Source organism: Streptomyces sp. NRRL B-3229, from assembly GCF_000719505.1.
GTDB lineage: Bacteria > Actinomycetota > Actinomycetes > Streptomycetales > Streptomycetaceae > Streptomyces > Streptomyces griseorubiginosus.
The window spans coordinates 449,756-469,938 of the sequence record NZ_JOGP01000007.1 but is presented as its reverse complement, the minus strand read 5'-3'; the positions used below and the strand labels follow the sequence as shown (position 1 = coordinate 469,938).

The 20,183-nt window shown below is 71.9% G+C and carries 20 protein-coding genes; 13 read left to right on the top strand and 7 right to left on the bottom strand.

All coding sequences use genetic code 11. The features are described 5' to 3' along the window. Nucleotides 1-142: 142 nt before the first annotated feature. From IF54_RS0114110 to IF54_RS0114095, 4 genes are read right to left on the bottom strand one after another with little or no spacing between them, the layout of a single operon-like run. A complete protein-coding gene (locus tag IF54_RS0114110) occupies nucleotides 143-892 on the bottom strand; it encodes a hypothetical protein (protein WP_037819946.1) in 750 nt (249 codons plus the stop codon). Then, nucleotides 889-1,830, bottom strand: a complete 942-nt coding sequence (locus tag IF54_RS0114105; protein ID WP_030318233.1) for a hypothetical protein — start codon at nucleotides 1,828-1,830, stop codon at nucleotides 889-891. The genes IF54_RS0114110 and IF54_RS0114105 overlap by 4 nt, the downstream gene beginning before the upstream one ends. After that, entirely contained in the window at nucleotides 1,827-2,750 is a 924-nt protein-coding gene (locus IF54_RS0114100) for an ABC transporter ATP-binding protein (RefSeq protein ID WP_030318232.1), read from the bottom strand. Before IF54_RS0114100 ends, IF54_RS0114105 begins: the two co-directional genes overlap by 4 nt. Continuing rightward, on the bottom strand, nucleotides 2,747-3,139 hold the full coding sequence (locus IF54_RS0114095) for a GntR family transcriptional regulator (RefSeq protein WP_030318231.1): 393 nt from the start codon (nucleotides 3,137-3,139) through the stop codon (nucleotides 2,747-2,749). Before IF54_RS0114095 ends, IF54_RS0114100 begins: the two co-directional genes overlap by 4 nt. A 122-nt stretch (nucleotides 3,140-3,261) precedes the next feature. Here IF54_RS0114095 and IF54_RS0114090 point away from each other — a divergent pair, with 122 nt between their 5' ends. From IF54_RS0114090 to IF54_RS0114065, 5 genes are all read left to right on the top strand, one after another. Then, nucleotides 3,262-3,804 (top strand): RNA polymerase sigma factor, encoded by a 543-nt coding sequence (locus IF54_RS0114090; RefSeq protein ID WP_030318230.1) that lies wholly within the window; start codon nucleotides 3,262-3,264, stop codon nucleotides 3,802-3,804. A gap of 38 nt (nucleotides 3,805-3,842) precedes the next feature. After that, nucleotides 3,843-4,670, top strand: a complete 828-nt coding sequence (locus tag IF54_RS0114085) for a membrane protein (protein ID WP_030318227.1) — start codon at nucleotides 3,843-3,845, stop codon at nucleotides 4,668-4,670. Nucleotides 4,671-4,788: 118 nt separating this feature from the next. Next, on the top strand, nucleotides 4,789-5,649 hold the full coding sequence (locus IF54_RS0114075; RefSeq protein WP_030318225.1) for an ABC transporter ATP-binding protein: 861 nt from the start codon (nucleotides 4,789-4,791) through the stop codon (nucleotides 5,647-5,649). Next, entirely contained in the window at nucleotides 5,646-7,187 is a 1,542-nt protein-coding gene (locus tag IF54_RS0114070; protein ID WP_030318223.1) for a hypothetical protein, read from the top strand. Before IF54_RS0114075 ends, IF54_RS0114070 begins: the two co-directional genes overlap by 4 nt. Before the next feature lie 148 nt (nucleotides 7,188-7,335). Then, on the top strand, nucleotides 7,336-8,013 hold the full coding sequence (locus IF54_RS0114065; RefSeq protein WP_051735439.1) for a hypothetical protein: 678 nt from the start codon (nucleotides 7,336-7,338) through the stop codon (nucleotides 8,011-8,013). A gap of 158 nt (nucleotides 8,014-8,171) precedes the next feature. Here the strand turns inward: IF54_RS0114065 and mshD are convergent, their stop codons facing one another. After that, nucleotides 8,172-9,098: a mycothiol synthase gene (gene mshD / locus IF54_RS0114060; RefSeq protein WP_030318219.1), complete on the bottom strand. Its 927-nt coding sequence runs from the start codon at nucleotides 9,096-9,098 to the stop codon at nucleotides 8,172-8,174. Nucleotides 9,099-9,244: 146 nt separating this feature from the next. Here mshD and IF54_RS0114055 point away from each other — a divergent pair, with 146 nt between their 5' ends. The 8 genes from IF54_RS0114055 to IF54_RS0114020 all read left to right on the top strand — a co-directional run bounded on the left by IF54_RS0114055 (nucleotide 9,245) and on the right by IF54_RS0114020 (nucleotide 17,918). Then, on the top strand, nucleotides 9,245-11,044 hold the full coding sequence (locus IF54_RS0114055; protein WP_030318216.1) for a bifunctional metallophosphatase/5'-nucleotidase: 1,800 nt from the start codon (nucleotides 9,245-9,247) through the stop codon (nucleotides 11,042-11,044). Between the two features lie 436 nt (nucleotides 11,045-11,480). Further along, entirely contained in the window at nucleotides 11,481-12,674 is a 1,194-nt protein-coding gene (locus tag IF54_RS0114050) for an ATP-binding protein (protein ID WP_051735430.1), read from the top strand. Beyond that, on the top strand, nucleotides 12,671-13,516 hold the full coding sequence (locus IF54_RS0114045; protein ID WP_234438981.1) for a roadblock/LC7 domain-containing protein: 846 nt from the start codon (nucleotides 12,671-12,673) through the stop codon (nucleotides 13,514-13,516). The genes IF54_RS0114050 and IF54_RS0114045 overlap by 4 nt, the downstream gene beginning before the upstream one ends. Beyond that, a complete protein-coding gene (locus tag IF54_RS0114040; protein WP_030318209.1) occupies nucleotides 13,509-13,892 on the top strand; it encodes a DUF742 domain-containing protein in 384 nt (127 codons plus the stop codon). Before IF54_RS0114045 ends, IF54_RS0114040 begins: the two co-directional genes overlap by 8 nt. Nucleotide 13,893: 1 nt before the next feature. Then, entirely contained in the window at nucleotides 13,894-14,454 is a 561-nt protein-coding gene (locus IF54_RS0114035; protein ID WP_030318207.1) for a GTP-binding protein, read from the top strand. A 10-nt stretch (nucleotides 14,455-14,464) separates the two neighbouring features. After that, the gene (locus IF54_RS0114030; RefSeq protein ID WP_030318205.1) at nucleotides 14,465-15,820 is read left to right on the top strand and encodes a cytochrome P450; all 1,356 of its coding nucleotides are present in this window, start codon (nucleotides 14,465-14,467) and stop codon (nucleotides 15,818-15,820) included. 92 nt (nucleotides 15,821-15,912) lie between these two features. Beyond that, complete coding sequence (locus tag IF54_RS0114025; RefSeq protein ID WP_030318203.1) at nucleotides 15,913-17,163, top strand: cytochrome P450; 1,251 nt, start codon at nucleotides 15,913-15,915, stop codon at nucleotides 17,161-17,163. Further along, nucleotides 17,160-17,918, top strand: a complete 759-nt coding sequence (locus IF54_RS0114020; protein ID WP_030318200.1) for an enoyl-CoA hydratase/isomerase family protein — start codon at nucleotides 17,160-17,162, stop codon at nucleotides 17,916-17,918. The genes IF54_RS0114025 and IF54_RS0114020 overlap by 4 nt, the downstream gene beginning before the upstream one ends. 16 nt (nucleotides 17,919-17,934) lie before the next feature. Here IF54_RS0114020 and IF54_RS0114015 read toward each other — a convergent pair whose 3' ends face one another. Continuing rightward, nucleotides 17,935-19,437, bottom strand: a complete 1,503-nt coding sequence (locus tag IF54_RS0114015) for a sensor histidine kinase (RefSeq protein WP_030318197.1) — start codon at nucleotides 19,435-19,437, stop codon at nucleotides 17,935-17,937. Then, nucleotides 19,434-20,171, bottom strand: coding sequence for a response regulator transcription factor (locus IF54_RS0114010; RefSeq protein ID WP_030318195.1), 738 nt, complete (start codon nucleotides 20,169-20,171; stop codon nucleotides 19,434-19,436). Before IF54_RS0114010 ends, IF54_RS0114015 begins: the two co-directional genes overlap by 4 nt. Nucleotides 20,172-20,183: the final 12 nt, after the last annotated feature.

Sequence of the window (20,183 nt, the reverse complement as noted above, 5' to 3'; positions counted from 1 at the left end):
TCCTCCGGACCCCCTCGGGCGGCGGCGAAGGCTCTGGCACGACGGGCTTCATCCACTGAGCCTCGCAAGCCTGTCTGAACCGACGGTTACAGAGACATGGCGGTAGGGATATCGGGGCGCGACCGCGGAGGGGCTCCGCTCGTCAGGGTGCGGCCGTCATGCGGCGTAGTTGCCAGTAGGTGGCCGTCGTCGCCAGGGCTGCGGCCGTGAGGACCAGGGCTGTTTCCGTGAGGTGGGCGGGCCAGAAGGCGGTGGGGGGCAACGGGGTCGGCCGGTGGTGTTCCAGGGTGCGGTTGAGAACGGTCGTCACAGCCACCGACAGGGCCAGAGCAGGGAGAGGGCGGCCCAGCAGGAGGCCGGTGAGGGCGCCTACGGTCAGGGCGCACAGGCCGTACGCCACCACCAGGGGGCCGTGGTCGGCGAACACGTCGTTGAAGGCGAGGCTGTCGCCCATCAGGTCCCGGTGTGCCGACCAGGCCCAGCGGTAGACGGGGACGAAGACCGCGCCGCCGACGACGAGCGCCGCCGCGGGCAGGGCGAGCTTGGCGGTGAGCCAGCGCCTCGGGGTGACGCCCTGGGTCCAGGCGAGCCGGGCGGTGCCGCTCTCCAGCTCGCGGCCGATCAGCGCCCCGCCCGCCCAGGCGGCCACGGCCCAATAGCTGTAGTACATGACAGTGCTGATCCAGCCCATCCCCGTGCTGTAGGTGTACGCGGCCCCGAGCCCGCAGGCCTCGCCTCTGGGACAGGCGTCCAGGGTCGCGTACGCGGAGTCGGCGCCGACCTCGGTCAGCCACACCAGGTAGCCCACCGAGCCGAGCACGAACACCGTCCACACGATCAGTGCCGTGCGGTGCAGCCGCAGCACGGTCCGGGTCAGGGCCGGCGCGCTCATCCCGTCGCCGCCCGTCTGCGCAGGAGGCCGAACGCGAGGGCGACGGCCACGGCGGTGAGGGCGAGCAGGACGCCGGTCTCCAGGAGCTGGCGGGGCCAGTAGTCGGAGGACGGCAGGTAGGCGCGGGAGAAGCCGACCACGTGGTGCTGCGCGAGGCAGGCCTTGTCGTCGTAGCAGTCCGGGTCGGCGACGCGGGCGCCGGTGGCGGTGATCGCCCGGCTGCGGGAGTGCAGCTCGGGCGCTTGGTAGCGGCCCTGGAACGGCCAGTGGTTGCCGCGGAAGGCGTAGACGAGGAAGTACGCGAACCCGCTGAAGGCGAGCGCGGGCAGGGTGCGGCGGACCGCGAGGCCGATCAGTGCGCCGAGGGCGAGCCCGAGCAGCGGGGCGGCGACGGTGGCCGGGCCGAGGGAGAAGTAGAGGGCGCGGGGCTGGATGCCGGCGATCAGGAGGTTGCTGTGGGCGGTCCACAGCTGGTGGTAGAGGAGGGTGAGCAGGCCCGTCCCCAGGACGATGAAGGCGGCCGGCACGGCGAGCTTCACCGCGAGCCAGCGGACCGGGGAGACCGACTGGGTCCAGGCCAGCTGGGCGGTGCCGCTCTCGAGTTCCCGGGCGATCAGCGGGCCGCCGGCGAACAGGGCGACGGCGAAGGAGCCCAGGGTGAGCAGGGTGTCGGCGTAGTAGAACCGGCTGCTGTACTCGTCCGCCGAACCCATGGCCATGATGAGCCCGGAGTAGCCGTAGGTGTCGAGCGCGCGTTGTGCGGTGTCGGCGCCGGGGCCGAGGAGCCAGAGCAGGAGCCCCGCGGTGCCGGCCACGAAGGCGAGCCAGATCGCCAGCGCGCCGCGGTGCAGGCGCAGGACGGTGCGGACCAGGCCGCCGGGTCGGCCGCCCCGGGCTGCTGCGGGCGTGGGGGCCGTGGCGAGGGTCGGGGCGCTCACGCGGTCACCGCCTGCGGGGTCGGGGTCGTGCTCGGGGTGAGCAGTGCGGGGGCTGCGGGGGCGCGCAGGTGGGCGAGGACCAGTTCCTCCAGGGAGGGTTCCTCGGTAGCCCAGCCCTCGTCGACCGGCCCGTCCCGGCGGACCAGGGCGCTCAGGCCGCGGCCGGCCGTGCGGGACTCGATCACGGTGTGCCCGCGCCGGGTCAGATCCTCCGGGGTGCCGCGGCCGGTGACCACGGTGTGGGCGGTGAGCAGGTCGTCGATACCGCCGCCGAGCCGGACCCGGCCGCCGCCCAGGAGCAGCAGGTGGTCACAGGCGTCGGCGAGCTCGGCGACGATGTGCGAGGACATCAGCACGGTGGTGCCGTGTTCGGCGGCGTCCGCCATCAGGGTGCCCATCAGTTCGTGCCGGGCGAGCGGGTCGAGGTCGGCCATCGGCTCGTCCAGGAGCATCAGCTCGGGTCGCTTGCCGAGCGCGAGGGCGAGGGCGACGCGGGTGCGCTGGCCGCCGGAGAGCGAGCGGATCCGGGACTTCGGGTCCAGTCCGCCCTGCTCGACGATCCGGGCGGCGCAGGCGGCGTCCCAGCGGGCCGGGTTCAGCTCGGCGCCCATGCTCAGGGTCTCGGCGATGGTCAGCTGCGGGTAGAGCGGCTTGTTCTGGGCGAGGTGGGCGACCCGGTCGCGGTGCTCGCCGGGTGCCCCGCCGAGCACGGTGAGCGTGCCGGAGGTGGGCCGCAGCAGACCGGCGGCTATCGCGAGCAGGGTGGACTTCCCGGCGCCGTTGGGTCCGACCAGTGCGCTGATGCGGCCCGCGGGCAGCCGGAAGGAGCAGTCCTCGAGGGCGGCGCCCCGTCTGCCGTACCGCTTGCCCAGGCCGGACGCCTCCAGGGCGACGGCCGGGGCGGTGCTGGTGGAACTCACTGGTCCCCCTTCGGGAAGTGTTCGTCGAGTACGGCGGTGAAGAACGCGTCGACGTCCTCGCGCCCCAGGCCCGCCGACCGGGCGCGCGCGGCCCATGCGCCGAGTTCGGCACGGAGGGGGGTGTCGGCGGCCTGGGCGCCGGTGCCGAGCGTGGCGCGGACGAAGGTGCCGAGGCCGCGGCGGGCCTCGACGAGGCCTTCGCGCTCCAGTTCGCGGTACGCCTTGAGCACGGTGTTCGGGTTGATGGCGGTGGCCTCCACGACCTCTCGGGCCGTGGGCAGCCGGTCGCCGGGTTCCAGGAGGCCCAGCCGCAGGGCCTGCTTGGTCTGCTGGACGATCTGCACGTAGGTGGCGACGCCGGAGCGCCGGTCGATGCGGTACTCGACCACGCGGACAACCACCCTTTCACTAATTGAGTAGTGAAAGGGTGGTCCAAGGGGTCCGGGAAAGTCAAGCGAGGATTTCCCGTCGCCGCGTGAACCGGTCGGCGGGGGTCGTCCGATGAAGGGGCGTGAGGGAGACGAGAAGCGACGGGGAGCTGCTGCGGGCCATCGCCGCGGACGCGGACCGGCGCGCCTTCGAAGAGCTGTACCGGCGGTACGCGCCCTGGCTGCTGGCCAGGCTGCGCGGCCGGTGCGCCGATCCGGGCCTGGTGGACGACGTCGTGCAGGAGACCTTCCTCGCGGTCTGGCGGGGGACCGCCAGATATCGCGAGGAGGGCGATGTGGCCGGCTGGCTGTGGCGGATCGGCTCGCGCCGGCTCATCGACGCGCTGCGCGGCGACGGGGCGCGGGGGCGGCTCCGGCAGGCCCTGTCCCGGATCCGGCACCGCGACGAGGAGTCCGCGGAGGAACGCGTGCTCGCGGGGGTGGAGCACGGAGACCTCGCGGGCGCCCTCGTCCGGCTCTCCCCGGAGCTGCGGGCGGTCCTCCAGGCCACGGTCATCGACGGTCTGACCACCCGGGAGGCCGCCGTCCTGCTGGGCATCCCGCCCGGCACCGTCAAGACCCGGGCGATGCGGGCCCGCAAGCAGTTGCGGGAGGAGCTGGCATGAGCACGAGTACCCCCGACATCCCCGAGGGAGGTGGCGGCATGACCTGGCATGTGGCCGAGGACGATCTACGGGCCTACGTCCGGGGCGAGTTGACCGCCCCCCTGCTCTGGTCCGCCGACACCCACCTGGCCGCCTGCGCCGCGTGCCGGGCGCTGCTGGCCGGTGTCACCGACCCGGTCGCGCTGGATGCCGGCTGGGAGCGGCTGGACGCCGAGCTGGACGCACCCCGGCCGGGGTGGTTCGAGTCCCTGCTGGTGCGGGCCGGGATCGCCGACCACACCGCCCGGCTGCTGACCGCCACCCCGGTGCTGCGCGGCTCCTGGCTGGCGGCCGTGGTGTTCCTGCTGCTGGCCACGGTCGGCGTGGTGCACACGGCCGGTTCACCGACCCTGTTCCTCGCCCTCGCCCCGTTGCTTCCCCTGGCCGGTGTCGCGCTGTCCTACGGCCCGGCGCTCGACCCGACGTACGAGATGGCGGTCGTCGCGCCCCTGCACGGCTTCCGGCTGCTGATGATCCGCACGCTCGCCGTGCTGGCCGCGGGCCTCGGCCTCAACGGGCTCGCCACCCTCGCCCTGCCCGGCTACGGCCTGCGCGCTCTCGCCTGGCTGCTGCCCGCGCTCGCGCTCACCGCGACCGGCCTCGCCCTCACCCCGCGGCTCGGCCCGGTCCTCGCGCCGTCCCTGGTCGGCGGCGCCTGGATCGCGGTCCTGCTGGCCGCGCAGGCTGCACAGGAGCGCGGCGCCGGTTCGCTCGCGCCGTTCACGGCGGCCGGCCAGGGCGTGGCCGCGGCCGTCGCCGCGCTGGCCGCCGGGCTGCTCTTCGCGGTCCGCGACCGCTTCGACCTGTTCAACGGGAGCGCGGAGTGACGGCGGCCCGCCGCGGCCGCCGCCGCACGACCGACTTCGACCACGGCGATCACACGATCGCCTTCACTCAGGGGGACCGCATGGGGGACCGCATGACCGACAGCCACCGGAGCGCCGTATGACCACCACCGTCACCGCCTCGGGGCTCGGCCTCCGGTACGGCGGCACCCGTGCCCTCGACGACGTGTCGCTGCGGCTCACGCCCGGCGTGACCGGGCTGCTCGGGCCCAACGGCGCCGGAAAGACCACCCTGCTGCGGGTGCTCGCCACCGCCGTGCCCGCCGACCGGGGCTCCTTCACCGTCCTCGGCCACGACCCCGGTACCTCGCGCGGCCGGCATCAGGTCCGCCGCTCGCTCGGCTACCTGCCCCAGACCCCGGGCCTGCACCCGGACTTCAGCGCCTTCGAGTTCGTCGACTACGTGGCGATCCTCAAGGAACTCACCGGCCGCACCGCCCGACACCGCGAGGTGCGGCGGGTGCTGGAGGAGGTCGACCTCGGGGACGTGCGCGGCAGGCGCATCAAGAAGCTGTCCGGCGGGATGCGGCAGCGGGTCGCACTGGCCGCCGCGCTCGTCGGGGACCCGGGCTTCCTCGTCCTCGACGAGCCGACCGTCGGCCTCGACCCCGAACAGCGCATGCGGTTCCGGGAGTTGATCGCCGGGGCGGGAGAGGGCCGGACGGTTCTGCTGTCCACCCACCAGACCGAGGACGTGGCGATGCTCTGCCACCGCGTCCTGGTCATGGCCCGCGGCCGCATCCTGTTCGCGGGCACCCCCGCCGAACTGACCGCCCGCGCGGCCGGCCGGGTGTGGAGCAGCACGGAACGCGCCCCGGGCGCGAAGGCGGGGTGGCGCACCGGCACCGGCTCCTTCCGCAACGTCGGCGACCCGCCCGCGGACGCCGAGCTCCTCGAACCGACCCTGGAGGACGGCTACTTGCTGACCCTGGACGACGTGAGCTCGGAGGCGGTGGCGTGAGCGTGCTGACGGAGACGGCGGCCGGGACCGCCGTGCACGAGACGGAGCCGCGGCCGTCGTGGGCGGCCGTGGTCGCGCTCGCCCGCTTCGAGGCGCGGGACCTGCTGTGGTACCTGCCGGTGGCGGCGACCCTGCTGCTGTACGTCGGCTGGACCGCCTGGACCCTGTTCCACTCCGCGGACGGCATGGACTCCTACCCCGCCCTCCAGGACGTCGACCGGCACACCCAGACAGGGCCCCCGCTGCTGGGGATCGCGCTGTTCGTGTGCGTCAACCGGTGCACGCTGCGCTCCCGCCGACGCGACACCGACCGGCAGTTCGACGTGCTGGTCATGGAGCCGTGGCGGCGGACGGTCGCCCACGTCCTGTCGGTGCTGCCCTTCGCCGCCGTCACCGCGCTGGTCGTGCTCGGCGAGTTCACCCGGCAGGCCCTCAGGCCCGGCGCGGTGGGCCACGGCTCGCCGGCCGAACTGGTCGTGGGCCCGCTGTACGTGCTGCTGTGCGGGGCGCTCGGGGTGCTGCTGGCCCGGCTGGTGCCGACCGTGTTCGCTGCGCCGGTCGCGGTGATCGGTCTCGTCGTCCTGAGCGTGTTCGTCTCCGCGAGCACCGGTGGCGCGGAGTGGTCGCGCTGGCTGTCGCCGGTCGTGGACGAGGTGAGCGGCACCACCGTCCTGCCGTCGGACCTCCTCGGCCGCCCGGCCGCCTGGCACGCGCTGTATCTGACGGGGCTGATCCTGCTGGTGGCGCTCGGCGCGGTGCTGGTGAGCGGGGGCCGCACATGGCCCCTGCGGGCCGGTGCGGCGGGCGCCCTGGTGCTGACGCTGATCGGGGCGGTGGCCCAGTCCGGGGGTGTGTCACCGGAGCTGGCGGCCGCGCGGGAGCGGGCCTCGGTCGCCCCGCAGCGGGACCAGTCGTGCGTGCGGCGGGCCGGCTCGACGTACTGCGCCTTCCCCGAGTGGACCGGCCGCGCGGACGACTGGGCGCGGGTCGTGGACCGGGTCCGGTCTCTGGCCGGAGGTACGGCCGCCCGGCAGCCCCTTCTCGTACGGCAGCGGGTCGAGGCGCGGTACGGGCTGGACGGCGACTCGGCGATCCCGGCGCTCACCAAGCCCGGCCAGGTGACCGTCGGCACCCGCTGGGGCGGCAACCGGGTCCCCGAGTTCGCGGTCGGGGTCGCCTCGGTGCTGGTCACCGGGGCCGAGTCGAAGGGCGGTGAGCTGTGCGACGGGCGCGTGGTCACCGTCATGTGGCTCGTCCTGGGCGGGTCGGCCCATCCGCTGACCGACCTCGCGGCCGTCCGCATCGACGACAGTGTCACCGGCTCGGCGAGCGTGCTCGCCCCGACCGACGGGCTGTCCATGTCGGCCGCCCAGACCGAGGTCGTACGGGAACTGCTGGACCGCCCGCGTAACGAGGTGACGGCGGCCGTGCAGCGGAACTGGACCGGCCTGACGGCACCCGGGGTCACGACTACCCGCGTGGCACAGCTGCTGGGCGTCAAGGCGCCGGAGGGGGCGAAGGACTGTGCCGAGGAGTGAGGGGCGGGGGGACGCGGTGGCCGAGGGGGCTGGAGGGGTCGAGGTGGGACGGCTGCGGTCCGGGGTGAGCCGGGGGCCGGCCTTGGTGGCGGGGCGCAGGCCGGCGTGGCGGCGGGGGCGGGTGGGTCCGGGGACCGCGGCGGTCGAGATGGCCGGAGGGGTCGAGGTGGGTGCACCGCGGGCCGGGGTGAACCGGGGGCTGGTCGTGGCGGTGGGGCGGACGGTGCCGTGGCGGGTGGTCGGGGTCGGTGCGGTCATGGGGCTGCTGGTCGTCTGGCTGCCTAGGCTGCTGGGCGGCACGCCCGACGAGTGGCTCGGGCTCAACCTGCTGCGGGCCGCCGCGCTGGTCTTCGCCCTCGGGCTTGCCTTCCTCCTGGACGACCCGGCCCGCCGGCTCACCACCCCGGTCCCGACCCGGCGGTGGGCCCGGACCGGGCTGCGTGTCGCCCTGGTGACCCCGGTCGCCGCGGTGTGGTGGACGGCCGCGCTGCTCCTCGTACCGGCGCAGAGCCGGCCCCCGGTCGGCCCGGTCACTCTGGAGGCCGGGGCCACGGCCGCCCTCGCCCTGGCCGCCGCGTCCGTGGTCGTCCGCTTCACCGAGGAGCCCGAGCCGGGCGCGTCGGTGGCGGCGGGCCTGCTGACCCTGGCCCTCCTCGCCCCCGCCCTGGTCCCGTCCCGCTGGGCCCTGTTCGTCCCGGTCGGCGACCCCGCGTGGGCGGCGGCGCATGTGCGGTGGGCGGTGGTGCTGACGGCCGCGTTGGTGACGGCGGTGGCCTGCGCACCGGAGCCGGTACGCAGCCTGAGGAGGCTCCGCGCGGCCTCGTGAACCGGCGTCGGCGGGAGCCGGGGTGACGTGGGCGCAGACGGTGCCCGTACCGGCCCACGGGGATGACGCGGGCTCAGGCGGTGCCGTACCGGCCCACGGGGGCGGCCGACAGATCGCCGAGAACCAGCGCGACCAGCTCGCTCAGCTGCATCGGAGGCTCACGTCTCCGTGCGGTACATCAGGTCCGTCTCGTACGTCGTGAAGCCGAGACGTTCGTAGACCGACACCGCCGCCTTGTTGTCGGCGTCGACGTACAGCATCGCCGTGGGCAGGCCCTGGGCGGCGAGGTGGCGGAGGCCGATCGTGGTGAGGGCCTTGCCGAGGCCGCCGCCCTGGGTGCCGGGGCGGACGCCCAGGACGTAGACCTCGCCGAGCTGTTCGGCCGCGTGGACCTTCGTCCAGTGGAAGCCGACCAGTTCGTCGCCGCGGAAGGCCAGGAAGAAGCCCGCCGGGTCGAACCAGGGCTCGGCCATGCGGTCGTCGAGGTCGCGCTGGGTCAGGGAGCCCTGCTCGGGGTGGTGGGCGAACGCGGCCGCGTTCACCGTGAGCCAGTCGGTGTCGTCCTCGCCGGGGACGAAGGTACGGACCGTCACGTCGGCGGGCAGCACCGGGTCGGGCAGCTCCAGGCCGGCCAGCGGACGCCGCATCTGCCGCAGCTCACGGAAGAGGGTCAGACCGAGGACCTGGGCGAGATGGCGGGCGGCGCTGTGACCGCCGTGCGCCCACACCCGCAGCCGCTTGCCGGAGGCGGCCAGGAGGGCGGAGCCCAGCGCGCGGCCGTGCCCGTGGCCGCGGTGCCCGGGGTGGACGACCAGCTCCGCGGCCGGCGCCTCCACCGGGTCGGTGTCCTCCAGCTGGGCGTAGCCGACCAGTTCGTCGCCGACGTACAGGAGCAGATGGGAGACGCCCTCGCGGGCGCCGCCGCGCAGCTGCAACCGGCCCTGTTCGGACACCGCCTGCTGGCCGTCGGCCTCCGCGGCCTCGGCGAGGAGCGCGAGGACGGCCCCGGTCTGGTCCGGCGAGAGCGCCGAGAGGGTCTCGAGGGAACGGGCGGTGCCGGAGCGTGCGATGTCGTCGCTGGTCATGGCTACGAGGGTAAGGGGAGGTCCGGGCAAAGCGGCGGCAAAGAAGCAACCAGGATGTAACCACGAAACCTCTGTTGCGCTACGCGCGTTGACCCTAGGCTGCGCCGGACGGGGGGCACTCTCACATCCCGAACTCAGGGGGGCGTATGCCAGCCAAGTCCCAGCAGCAACCGCGCCGCAGACGCACGTACCGGCTCGTGGCCGCGGCCGCCGGTCTCGCCACCGTCGGCGCGCTCGCCGCCGCGCTGCCCGCCGGCGCGCACGACAACAAGCACGGCAAGCCGCTGCCCAGCCGGTACCAGGACGTCCAGCTGCTGTCGTTCAACGACCTGCACGGCAACCTGGAGCCGCCGTCCGGTTCCTCCGGCCGGGTCACCGAGCTCCAGGCGGACGGGACCACGAAGACCATCGACGCCGGCGGTGTCGAGTACCTCGCCACCCATCTGCGGGAGGCGCGCAAGGGGAACGCGTACTCCGTCACCGCCGCCGGTGGTGACATGGTCGGCGCCTCGCCGCTCATCTCGGGTCTGTTCCACGACGAGCCGACCATCGAGGCGCTCAACAAGCTCGACCTGGACGTGACGAGTGTCGGCAACCACGAGTTCGACGAGGGCGCGGTCGAGCTCGCCCGCCTTCAGAACGGCGGCTGTCACCCCACCGCCGGCTGCTACACCGACAAGAAGTTCGAGGGCGCCGACTTCCCCTACCTCGCGGCGAACGTGCTCGGCGAGAAGACCGGCAAGCCGATCCTCAAGCCGTACTGGGTGTGGAAGAAGAAGGGCGTCAAGATCGGCTTCATCGGCGTCACGCTGGAGGACACCCCGGGTGTCGTCTCCGCCGAGGGCGTCAAGGGCCTGAAGTTCAAGGACGAGGTCGAGACGATCAACAAGTACGCCCGCGTGCTCCAGAAGCAGGGCGTGAAGTCGATCGTGGCCCTCATCCACGAGGGCGGCCAGCCGGCCTCGGGCTCCTACAACTACAACTGCGACTCCCCGGGCCCCGGCGACGGCATCTCCGGCCCGATCGTCGACATCGCGAAGAACATCTCGCCGTCCGTGGACGCCCTGGTCACCGGCCACACCCACGCCGCGTACGTGTGCACGATCCCCGACCCGTCGGGCAAGCCCCGCATGGTCACCTCGGCGGCCTCCTTCGGCCGTCTCTACACCGACACCACGCTGACGTACGACCGCTTCACCGGCGACATCGTCCGTACGGCCGTGAAGTCGGCGAACCACGTGGTCACCCGGACCGTCCCCAAGGCGCCGGACATGACCGAGCTGATCGGCAGGTGGAACACCCTCGCGGCGCCCATCGGCAACCGCGCGATCGGGTACATCTCCGCCGACGTCCCCAGCACCGGCACCGAGTCGCCCATGGGTGACCTCATCGCCGACGCCCAACTCGCCCACGGCAGGAAGCTCGACGCCGGGACCGACCTCGCGCTGATGAACCCGGGCGGGGTCCGCGCGGGCCTCACCTACGCGGCCAAGGGGACCGAGGGCGACGGTGTGGTGACCTACGCCGAGGGCTTCACCGTGCAGCCGTTCTCCAACACCGTGAACCTCCAGGACTTCACCGGTGCGCAGCTGATCAAGGTGCTCCAGGAGCAGGTGAGCGGGTCGAACGCGGCGTCCCCGAAGATCCTGCTGCCGTCGGCCAACCTCACCTACACGCTCGACCTGACGAAGACCGGCGCGGACCGGATCGTCGTCGACTCGGTGAGGCTCGACGGCACGGCCATCGACCCGGCGGCCACCTACCGGGTCGCGACCAACAGCTTCCTCGCGGGCGGCGGTGACGGCTTCACCACTCTGGGCCAGGGCACCAACGACCTCGTCGGCGGCGACGACCTGGCCGCGCTGGTGGACTACCTCACGGCCAACTCGTCGGCGACGAGCCCGATCGCCCCGCCGGCGGCGAACCGGATCACGGTCGTTCGGTAGAGACCTCCCGTCGACCTGGTGAAGGCGAGGGGGCCGGCACGCGCCCGGTCCCCTCGCCGAGCCGGGGTGAGTTTGACCCTCTGTCACCAACGCTCGTGAGCAGAACAGGCCGAGGCGAATGGCTCGTTCGCGTCTGACGGAGTATTGCCAGGTCGAGCCGGGGGCCTCGGAAGGCCGGTGCAGAAGAGTGCTGCTGCTTCCAACAGCGTTGTGTAGCGGTCGCGTTGACGCCGTCGGACGGCCCTACCGCGGCCTCCTGCGCGAAGTAATGCGGTGATAGCATTCCCGCGTCCGCGACCTTGATCCACTCAGGTCGGGTGCCATATGGGGGTTGGCTTCCTTGCCGTGACAGCAGCCGTTTGTTCCTGGTGAATGCGCTGTGGATCATCGCGCGATAGATCCGTCGATGTCTGCAACCGTGCCGGGAAAGGCTCCCATGAATCAAGTGGCACTCATATGGTGCCTGGCTTCGGTGGCGGCGCTGGCCGTTGCCGCGGTCGTGGCGCTCACTCTTCGTAGCAGAGCCCTGGGGGTGAAACTGCGGCGGGCCGAGGCCGAGGTGGCGCAGGCGCAAGAAGCCGCTCGGCGTCAAGTAGAGGCCGCCAACAGCAAGTTGGTGCAGTTCCAGCAGGAGCAGGCCGACGTCATCCGAGAGGCCGAGCAGGTCGCGGAGGACCGGACCAAGGGCGTTCTGAAGGGCTCGGCCCGCTTCCTCCAGAGCCTGGCCGCGGAGATGACGACCCTCCTGGACCGGCTCCAGCGCGAGTACGGAAACCACCCCGTTCTGAAGGACCTGCTCGAAGTCCGCCATGCGAACGCGCAGATGGCACGCAAGGCCGAAGGCATCGCGGTCCTGTGCGGCGGGCCGCTCGGTCGCCGCACGAAGCCGGCGAGCATCTACGACGTGGTGCGCAGCGCCCAGGGCCAGATCCGCAACTTCCAGCGGGTCGACATCATGCAGGGCAGCAATGTCGCACTGAAGGCGACGGCGGTCGCGCCGGTGGCTCTGACGGTTGCGGAGCTGCTGGACAACGCCGCGACGTTCTCGCAGAACGACGCGCCGATCGACGTCACGTTCCAGCGGGTGCAGAGCAACATGTGCATCGTGATCGACGACGCGGGCGTCAGCATGAGCGACGAGGACCGGCAGGCCGCGATGGAACTGCTGTCGGGCGAGACCCCGCCCCGGCTCTCCGGGCTCGGCAACCAGCCCAAGTTCGGCTTCCCCGTGATCGGTCTGCTCGCCCGTCAGCACGGTTTCGGCGTCGATGTCACCGGCGTCTCCCGGTACGGCGGTGTCAGGGCCGTGGTGCGTCTGCCCGAGGAGCTGTGGACCATGGAGGAGATACCACCGCCCGCCCAGGACGTTCCGGTGAACATCCGCCGCAACGAGGGCCAGCCGCGGCAGCCGCAGGCCGTCGAGCCCGTCGGCCGTACCGCACACGGACTCCCCAAGCGCGGCCAGCGCCAGACGCCCATCGCGAGTGTCACCGACGCCGGCCGTCGGGACGACTCGTCGCCGGTGCGCGAGGTCAGCCCCAGCCGCTCCCGGCTCGCCGGCTTCCAGCGCGGCACTCTCCTGGGCCGAGAAGACGAGGCTTCGTCATTCGAAGGGTCTGAGGACCGATGACCACCGCAGATCTGTCGTGGATGGTCGAGGACATCGTGGCCAACGTCCCCGCCGCACGGCATGCCGTCGTGTTGTCCGCGGACGGCATATCCAAGGGCGCGACCGACGGCCTGACGAGCGCCGGCGTCAGGACGATCTCCGCCGCCATGGCCGGCATGCAGTCGCTCAGCCGGGCGACGGCACGGTTCGCGGGCCCGGTGCAGAACTGGCAGTGGAACCAGACCCTCGTCGAGTTCGAGGACGGCTGGGTCTTCGTGACCGAGGCGGGCAAGGGCGCCTACCTGGCGGCCGCAGCCGCCCCCGACGTCGATCTGGGGGCGATCTCGTTCCGTATGCAACGGCTCGTCGCCCGGCTGGGCGACCAGCTCACCTCCGCACCCCGGGTCACCGGTGCGAGGGCTGTGACGGTCGATGCCCAGCTGGCCGAGGACGAGACGTCGGGCGGTCAGGGCTTCGTGCTCGCCGAACTGGACAAGGCGGTCGCCGGGGTGCGGGGAGCGCGCCACGCCGTGCTGCTCGGTACCGACGGCCTGCCCAGAGGGACGACCTCGGGCATCGGCAAGGACATGGCGGACATCATCTCCGCCGCCATGTCGGGCCTGGTGGCCTACAGCCGGGCCACGGCACAGTTCGCCGGCGGCCTCCAGGACACGTGGCGCCAGACGCTCGTGGAGTTCGAGCACGGCTGGGTCTTCCTGATCGCGGCCGGCGAGGGCGCCTACCTGGCGGCGTCGGCCGAACACGACTGCGACATCGAGACGTTCGTCTCGCGACTGGCGGACGCGGTGCCCGCATTGAACGCCGCCTCGGCACCGCAGACAGGGACGGTGGGCCATGCATGACGATCAAGAACCTGCGCTGGAACTGACGTCCGAATTAGTTCCTCTCCATGTCATCGCCGACGGCCGGGACCTGCCCGCGGACCACGAGTACTCACGCACCGCGCTCGTGACCGCCCTGGAGGACACGTCTGCCGCGGCGCGCACGCTCACCCCCGAGGCCCGCAGGGTCATGGACCTGGTCTCCGACGGACTGCTGTCCGTGGCGGAAGTGGCCGGGCGCACACAGCTCCCCCTGGGCATCGTGCGCATTCTGATCGCGCACCTGGTCGAGGTGGGGCTGGTCTTCGTGCGGCCTCCCATGCCGCGGGCCGTGGCTCACGACCGCGCACTGCTCCAAGCCGTGGTCGACGGCTTGCAGAAGACTCTCGGAGCGTGACATGTACCTGGAACCAACCGTCACCACGGCCGTCAAGGTCCTTGTCGTGGGCCCCTTCGGGGTCGGCAAGACCACGTACATCGGCAGCCTCTCCGAGATCGTCCCGCTCCAGACCGAGGAAGAGATCACCGAGGCCAGCGAGGGCTACGACGACCTCGCGAACATGCCGGACAAGACCACCACCACCGTGGCCATGGACTTCGGGCGGCTCACCCTCAACGAGCAGCTGGTCCTCTATCTCTTCGGGACGCCGGGTCAGGAGCGTTTCAAGGAGATGTGGGAGGAGCTGTCGAGAGGCGCTCTGGGCGCCCTGATCCTCGTCGACCCCGACCGCCTTGACGAGGCGTTCCCGGTGCTGGACCTGGTCGAGAAGTTCGACCTGCCCATGACGATCGGCGTCAACACCAAGGACGGGACGCCGATGTACGCCTGCGACGAGATCCGTGAGGCTCTGCATCTGCCTCCGGAGGTCCCCGTCGTCGACGTCGACGCGCGCGACCAGCAGTCGTCAGCCCAGGCACTCATCACCCTCGTGCAGCACCTCATGTCCACCCTTGTCTAGGAGTCACGGCATGCAGAACCACCCCGACACCGCCCCGGAGATACCGCCCGGCTGCCCCGCGCACGGCAACGTCGCGCTGTACGGCCCGCAGTTCGGCTCCGACATCGAGGGCACCTACGAGTACCTGCGTTCGCTCGGCCCGACCGCCCCCGTGGACATCGCGCCCGAGGTCGAGGTCGAGCTGGTCACCAGCTACGACACGGCGCTGAAGATCCTGCACGACCCCACGACGTTCGTCCGGGACTCCCGCCGCTGGAACGCCCTCAACGAGGGGCGGGTCCCCGCGGACAGCCCGGCCCTGCCCATGATGGGCTACCGGCCCAACGCGCTCTTCGCGGACGGCGCGCGCCACGCCCGGCTGCGCCAGGCCGTCACCGAGAGTCTGGCCACCGTCGACGAGCTCCAGCTGGTCCGGCAGGTGCAGCAGTCGGCCGGCTATCTGATCAGCAGCTTCGGCGCCCGCGGGCAGGCGGACCTGATGGCGGACTACGCCGGTCCGCTGCCGCTGCTCGTCTTCAGCGAGCTGTTCGGCTGCCCGGCGGAGATCGGCGACCGCGTCATCGCGGGGATCAGCGGCATCTTCGAAGGCACCCCCGGTGCGGACGAGACGCTCGGCGGGGCTCTGATGGAGCTGATCGGGCTCAAGCGCCGCAGCCCCGGAGCGGACCTGACGACGCGTCTGATGGTGCACCCCGCTCAGCTCACGGACGAGGAAGTGCTCCACCAGCTCGTCACGCTGCTCTCCGGCGGCACCGCGCCGCTGTCGGCCGCCATCGGCACCGCCACCGCCCTGTATCTCAGCGAGGACTGGGCCGAAGGGCTCTCGGTCGAGGACGCGGTCGCCCAGACGCTGTGGAAGTACCCGCCGATCGCCAACTACGCGGCCCACTACCCCACCCACGACGTCGAGGTCGACGGCAGGACGCTGCGCGCCGGTGACCCGGTTCTCATCAGCTTCGCGGCGGCCAACAACGACCCCCAGCTGGCCGTGCACCGCGAGCAGCTCAGCTCCAAGGCGCATCTGGCGTTCGGAGCCGGGCCGCACGCCTGCCCGGCCAAGGACCCGGCCGTCATGATCGTCATCAGTGCCGTGGAGGCCCTGCTCAACCGGCTGCACGACGTCGAGACCCGCATCGCGTTCAAGTCGCTGGCGTGGAGCGAAGGACCGTGGAGCCGTTCGCTGGTGACGGTGCCCATCCGGTTCACTCCGCCCCTGGCACCGGTGGCCGCTCCCGTCGCTCCCAGGGCCACGGAGGCCGTCCGCCCGGTGGCGTCGCCCGCCGCACCCACCGCCTCCCGGCCGGCTCACGCCGCCCCGGCCAAGGGCCTGTTCAGCCGCTTCCTGGCCTGGACCAGGGGCGAGTGACGTAAGTAACGCTTTAAGAACACTGTGTTATTGGATGCTTCAATCATCTGGCGGGTACGTATGGCGGCTGTGCTCAGAAAGGGGCCGTCATCGTGGGAAGCGTCACGACTCCGTCGTTCGACCGCCGGGCCGCAGTGTCCCTCATCTCCCGTCTGCGGACGGAACGAGGCCAGGACAATCCCTTCCCCATCTATCAGGAACTCCGCAGTCAGGGCGCGGTCATTCCCGCGCCCTGGGGCGGCTATCTCGTGACCGGCTACGAACTGTGCGACCAGATACTGCGCAGCAGTGCCTGGCTCGAGCCCGACAAACCCTGGCGGGAACGGCAAGGAGTCCGTACCCGCTGGAACGCTCCCTCAGCCCGTGAGATCAGCAGCACGCTGCCCGCCCTCAACCCCCCGGACCACACCCGGGTCCGCCGGGCGGCCGGCTCCTTCGACCGCGGGACCATCGAGCAGCTGAGCCGCACCGTCACCGAGGACACCGACCGACTTCTCGACGCGCTGGTCGACCGGCTGCGCGACGGAGAGGCGGACTTCGCGGCGCTGGTCAGCGAGGAACTCCCGATCGCCACCGTCGGCCGCTGGCTCGACCTGCCGGCCGCCGACTGGCCACGTCTCCGGGACCTGACCCACGAACAGGTCTTCACCCAGGAACTGCTCCCCACCGCCAGCCAGCTGGTCCGCTCCGACGTGGCCATGGCCGAGCTGCGTGAATATTTCCTCGAACTGGTACGCGACCGTCGTACACGCTTGCGCGAGGATCCCGTGTCGGAGTGGATCAGGACGTGGGACTTACTCGAACCCGACCAGGACAAGGCCGACGAACAGGTCTACTACCTGGCCCTGTTCGTCCTGCTGGCGGCCCTGGAGACCACCTCCACGCTGCTGTCCACGACGACACTGCTGCTCGTCGAGGACCCGCAACGCTGGGACCTGGTCACCGCCGACCCCGACGAACTGGTGCCCGCCTTCGTCGAGGAGACCTTGCGCTACGACCCTCCCACCCACGTCATCAGCCGGGTGTCCGCCGCGGACTGCGTCCTGAACGGCGTCCGGATCCGCACGGACGAGATGGTCCACCTCATGGTGGGAGCGGCCCACCGGGACCCGCGCAAACACCCTCGCCCCGAGGAGTTCGACCCCCACCGCAGGCCCGCGCACCTCGCCTTCAGCGGAGGCATCCACTACTGCCTGGGCGCACCACTGGCCCGGCTGGAAGCCAACACGCTGCTCCGTCAACTCGTCCGCCGCCTGCCCCGCCTCACCCTCGTGCGCCCCCCGACCCGGGCGCCCCGAGTGGCGTTCAGGCGGCTGCTGAACCTGGATGTCGACCTCGCATGAAGAACCCAGCGGTCACGACCGCGCACGACGTCATATCCGTCGACCAGGACGGATCCGTGCTCCACGTGCAGCTCAACCCCTCCCGGCGCGACGACACCCTGAGCATCGCCGTCGTGGACGCCCTCACCGACCTGCTCGACAACCTGGGGCCCGACGTCCGGGTGCTCGTCCTGTCGTCGCGGGGCGAGGACTTCTGCACGGGAGCCGACCGCGGCGAGTACGCGGCCGCCCTCGCCGCGGATCCCACGGGAGTCACCCTGCGGCGCATCGGCGACAAGGCCCACCGCCTGTGCCAGGCCCTGGAGAACACCGACGCCATCACGATCGGACGGCTGCACGGCGGTGTCCTCGGCGCCGGTCTCGCGCTCGCCGCGCACTGCGATCTGCGGGCGGGCGCCGACACCTGCCGGTTCCGCATGCCGGAGGTTGGAGTGGGCCTGCCGCCCGCCTGGGGAGGCGCCATGGGGCGCCTCATCTCCGAAGCCGGGGTCGCGAGGATCCGTGAACTCATGCTCACCAGTGACCCGTTCGACGCAGCCACCGCCCACCGACTCGGCATCCTCCACAAGACAGCTCCCCTCGACCAGCTGGACCAGGTCGTCGAGAGATGGACGAGACCGCTGCTGCGGCGCTCGCGCGAGGCCCTGGTGCTGACCAAGCGGATGCTGGCCGGATACGCCCGCGCCGACCGCACGGCCGACGTCGCCCTCCTCGACTCCCACCTCCTGACGTCCCACTTGGCCCAAATGGGTTAAGGGGGGCCGTACGACCTCACGGGGTCCGCGTCTCCAGCGTCTCCGGTCTCTCCGGAGGGGGAGTCGGGGCCCCGGGGAGTCGTACGGTCGCGACCGTGCCGCCGCCGTCCGCGTGGTCCAGGGTCACCTGGCCGCCGGACTGCTCGATCGTACGGGCCACGATGGACAGGCCGAGACCCGAGCCGGGGAGGGCGCGGGCCGACGGGGAGCGCCAGAAGCGGTCGAAGACGTGCGGGAGTTCCTCGGCGGGGATGCCGGGGCCGTGGTCGCGGACCGTGAGGACGCCCCCGTCCAGGCGGACCTCGATGGTGCCGCCCTCGGGGCTGAACTTCACCGCGTTGTCCAGGATGTTGACGACGGCCCGCTCCAGCGCGGCCGGCTCGGCCCGGGTGTACCAGGGCTCCAGCGAGGCGTCGATGATCAGTTCCGGTCCGCGCAGACGTGCCCTTCGCAGGGCCGCCTCGACGGTGTCCTCCAGGGACACCACCTGCACGCGTTCGCCGCGCTGGCCCTCCGAGCGGGACAGTTCCTGCAAGTCACCGATCAGGGAGCCCAGTTCGGTCATCTGCGCCTTCACCGAGGCGAGCAGCGCCTTGCGGTCCGCCTCCGGGAGGGGGCGGCCGGTCTCCTCGCTGCGGGTGAGCAGCTCGATGTTGGTGCGCAGGGAGGTGAGGGGGGTGCGCAGCTCGTGCCCGGCGTCGGCGATCAGCTGCTGCTGGAGATCGCGCGAGCTGGCGAGGGAGGAGGTCATCGAGTTGAACGACCGCGAAAGCCGGGCGACTTCGTCCTCGGCGCCCTCGTCGACGGGGATGCGGATGCCCAAGTCCTCCGTCCGTGCCACGTGCTCCACGGCCTCGGTGAGCTTGTCGATGGGCCTCAGACCCGCACGGGCGACAGCGAGGCCGGCGGCGCCCGCACCGAGTACGCCGACACCGGAGACGAGCAGGAGGATGAGGGCGAGATCGTTCAGCGTGGACTGGGTGCCCTTGAGCGAGATGGCGATGGTGAGGGCGGTGTCGGGGTAGACCTGGGGCGGATTGCCCGGGCCCTGACTGACGAGCAGGGGAGTGGTGAGTACGCGCACGGCCTGGCCGTCGCCGTCGGTGCCGTTGCGGATGATGCCGCTGCCGGTGACGGCGGCGTTCTTGATGACGTTCGTGTCGGTGCCGGTGACCTTGACAGTTCCGGCCGAGGTCGCGGAGACGCAGGCCTTGCCGTTCGACTTGACCAGCTGGATGTAGGCGTTCCTGGCGCCGAGATCGTTGGTGCCGCCCCGGTAGCTCTGGTCGGCCTGAGGGGCCTGTGGGCAGCTGGTGAGGAGTCCCAGGACCTGGTCGTACCGCTGCGGCTGCTGCATCTCCTTGAGATCGGCGTCGACCTGGTCGTACAGCTTCCCCTGCACGATGAACCAGCACGTCACCGACACCGCCGCCACCGCGAACGCCACCGCCGCCGCCACCAGGAGCGCGAGGCGGGAGCGGATCGGGAGGGACCGGTACCGCCGTACGACCGAGTTCACTCCGCGCCGCCCTGTCGCAGCACGTACCCCACGCCCCGCACCGTGTGCACGAGCCGCGGCTCGCCGCCCGCCTCCGTCTTGCGGCGCAGGTACATCACGTACACGTCCAGCGAGTTCGACGACGGCTCGAAGTCGAAGCCCCAGACCGCCTTCAGGATCTGCTCCCGCGTCAGCACCTGCCGCGGGTGGGCCATGAACATCTCCAGGAGCGTGAACTCCGTGCGGGTCAGTTCCACCGGCCGTCCCGCCCGGGTGACCTCCCGCGTCGCCAGGTCCATGCGAAGGTCCGCGAAGGTGAGCGCCTCGTCGTCCTCGGCGGACGCCGCCCCGGCCGCCGCCGCGTAGGAGGACCGCCGCAGCAGCGCCCGGACCCGGGCGAACAGCTCGTCCAGTTCGAACGGCTTGACCAGGTAGTCGTCGGCGCCCGCGTCGAGCCCGGTGACCCGGTCGCCGACCGTGTCGCGGGCCGTCAGCATCAGGATGGGGGTCGTGTCGCCCGCGCCGCGGATCCGCCGGGCGGCCGTGAGCCCGTCCATGCGCGGCATCTGGATGTCGAGGACGACCAGGTCGGGCCGGTACGCGCTCGCCTTGTCGAGGGCGTCGGCCCCGTCCACGGCGACCTGGGTGTCGTAGCCCTCGAAGGCGAGGCTGCGCTGGAGAGCTTCGCGTACCGCCGGCTCGTCGTCGACGATCAGGATGCGCTGGGGGTCACGGTCGCCTTCGGCGGGGCTCATGGCTTCGGATTC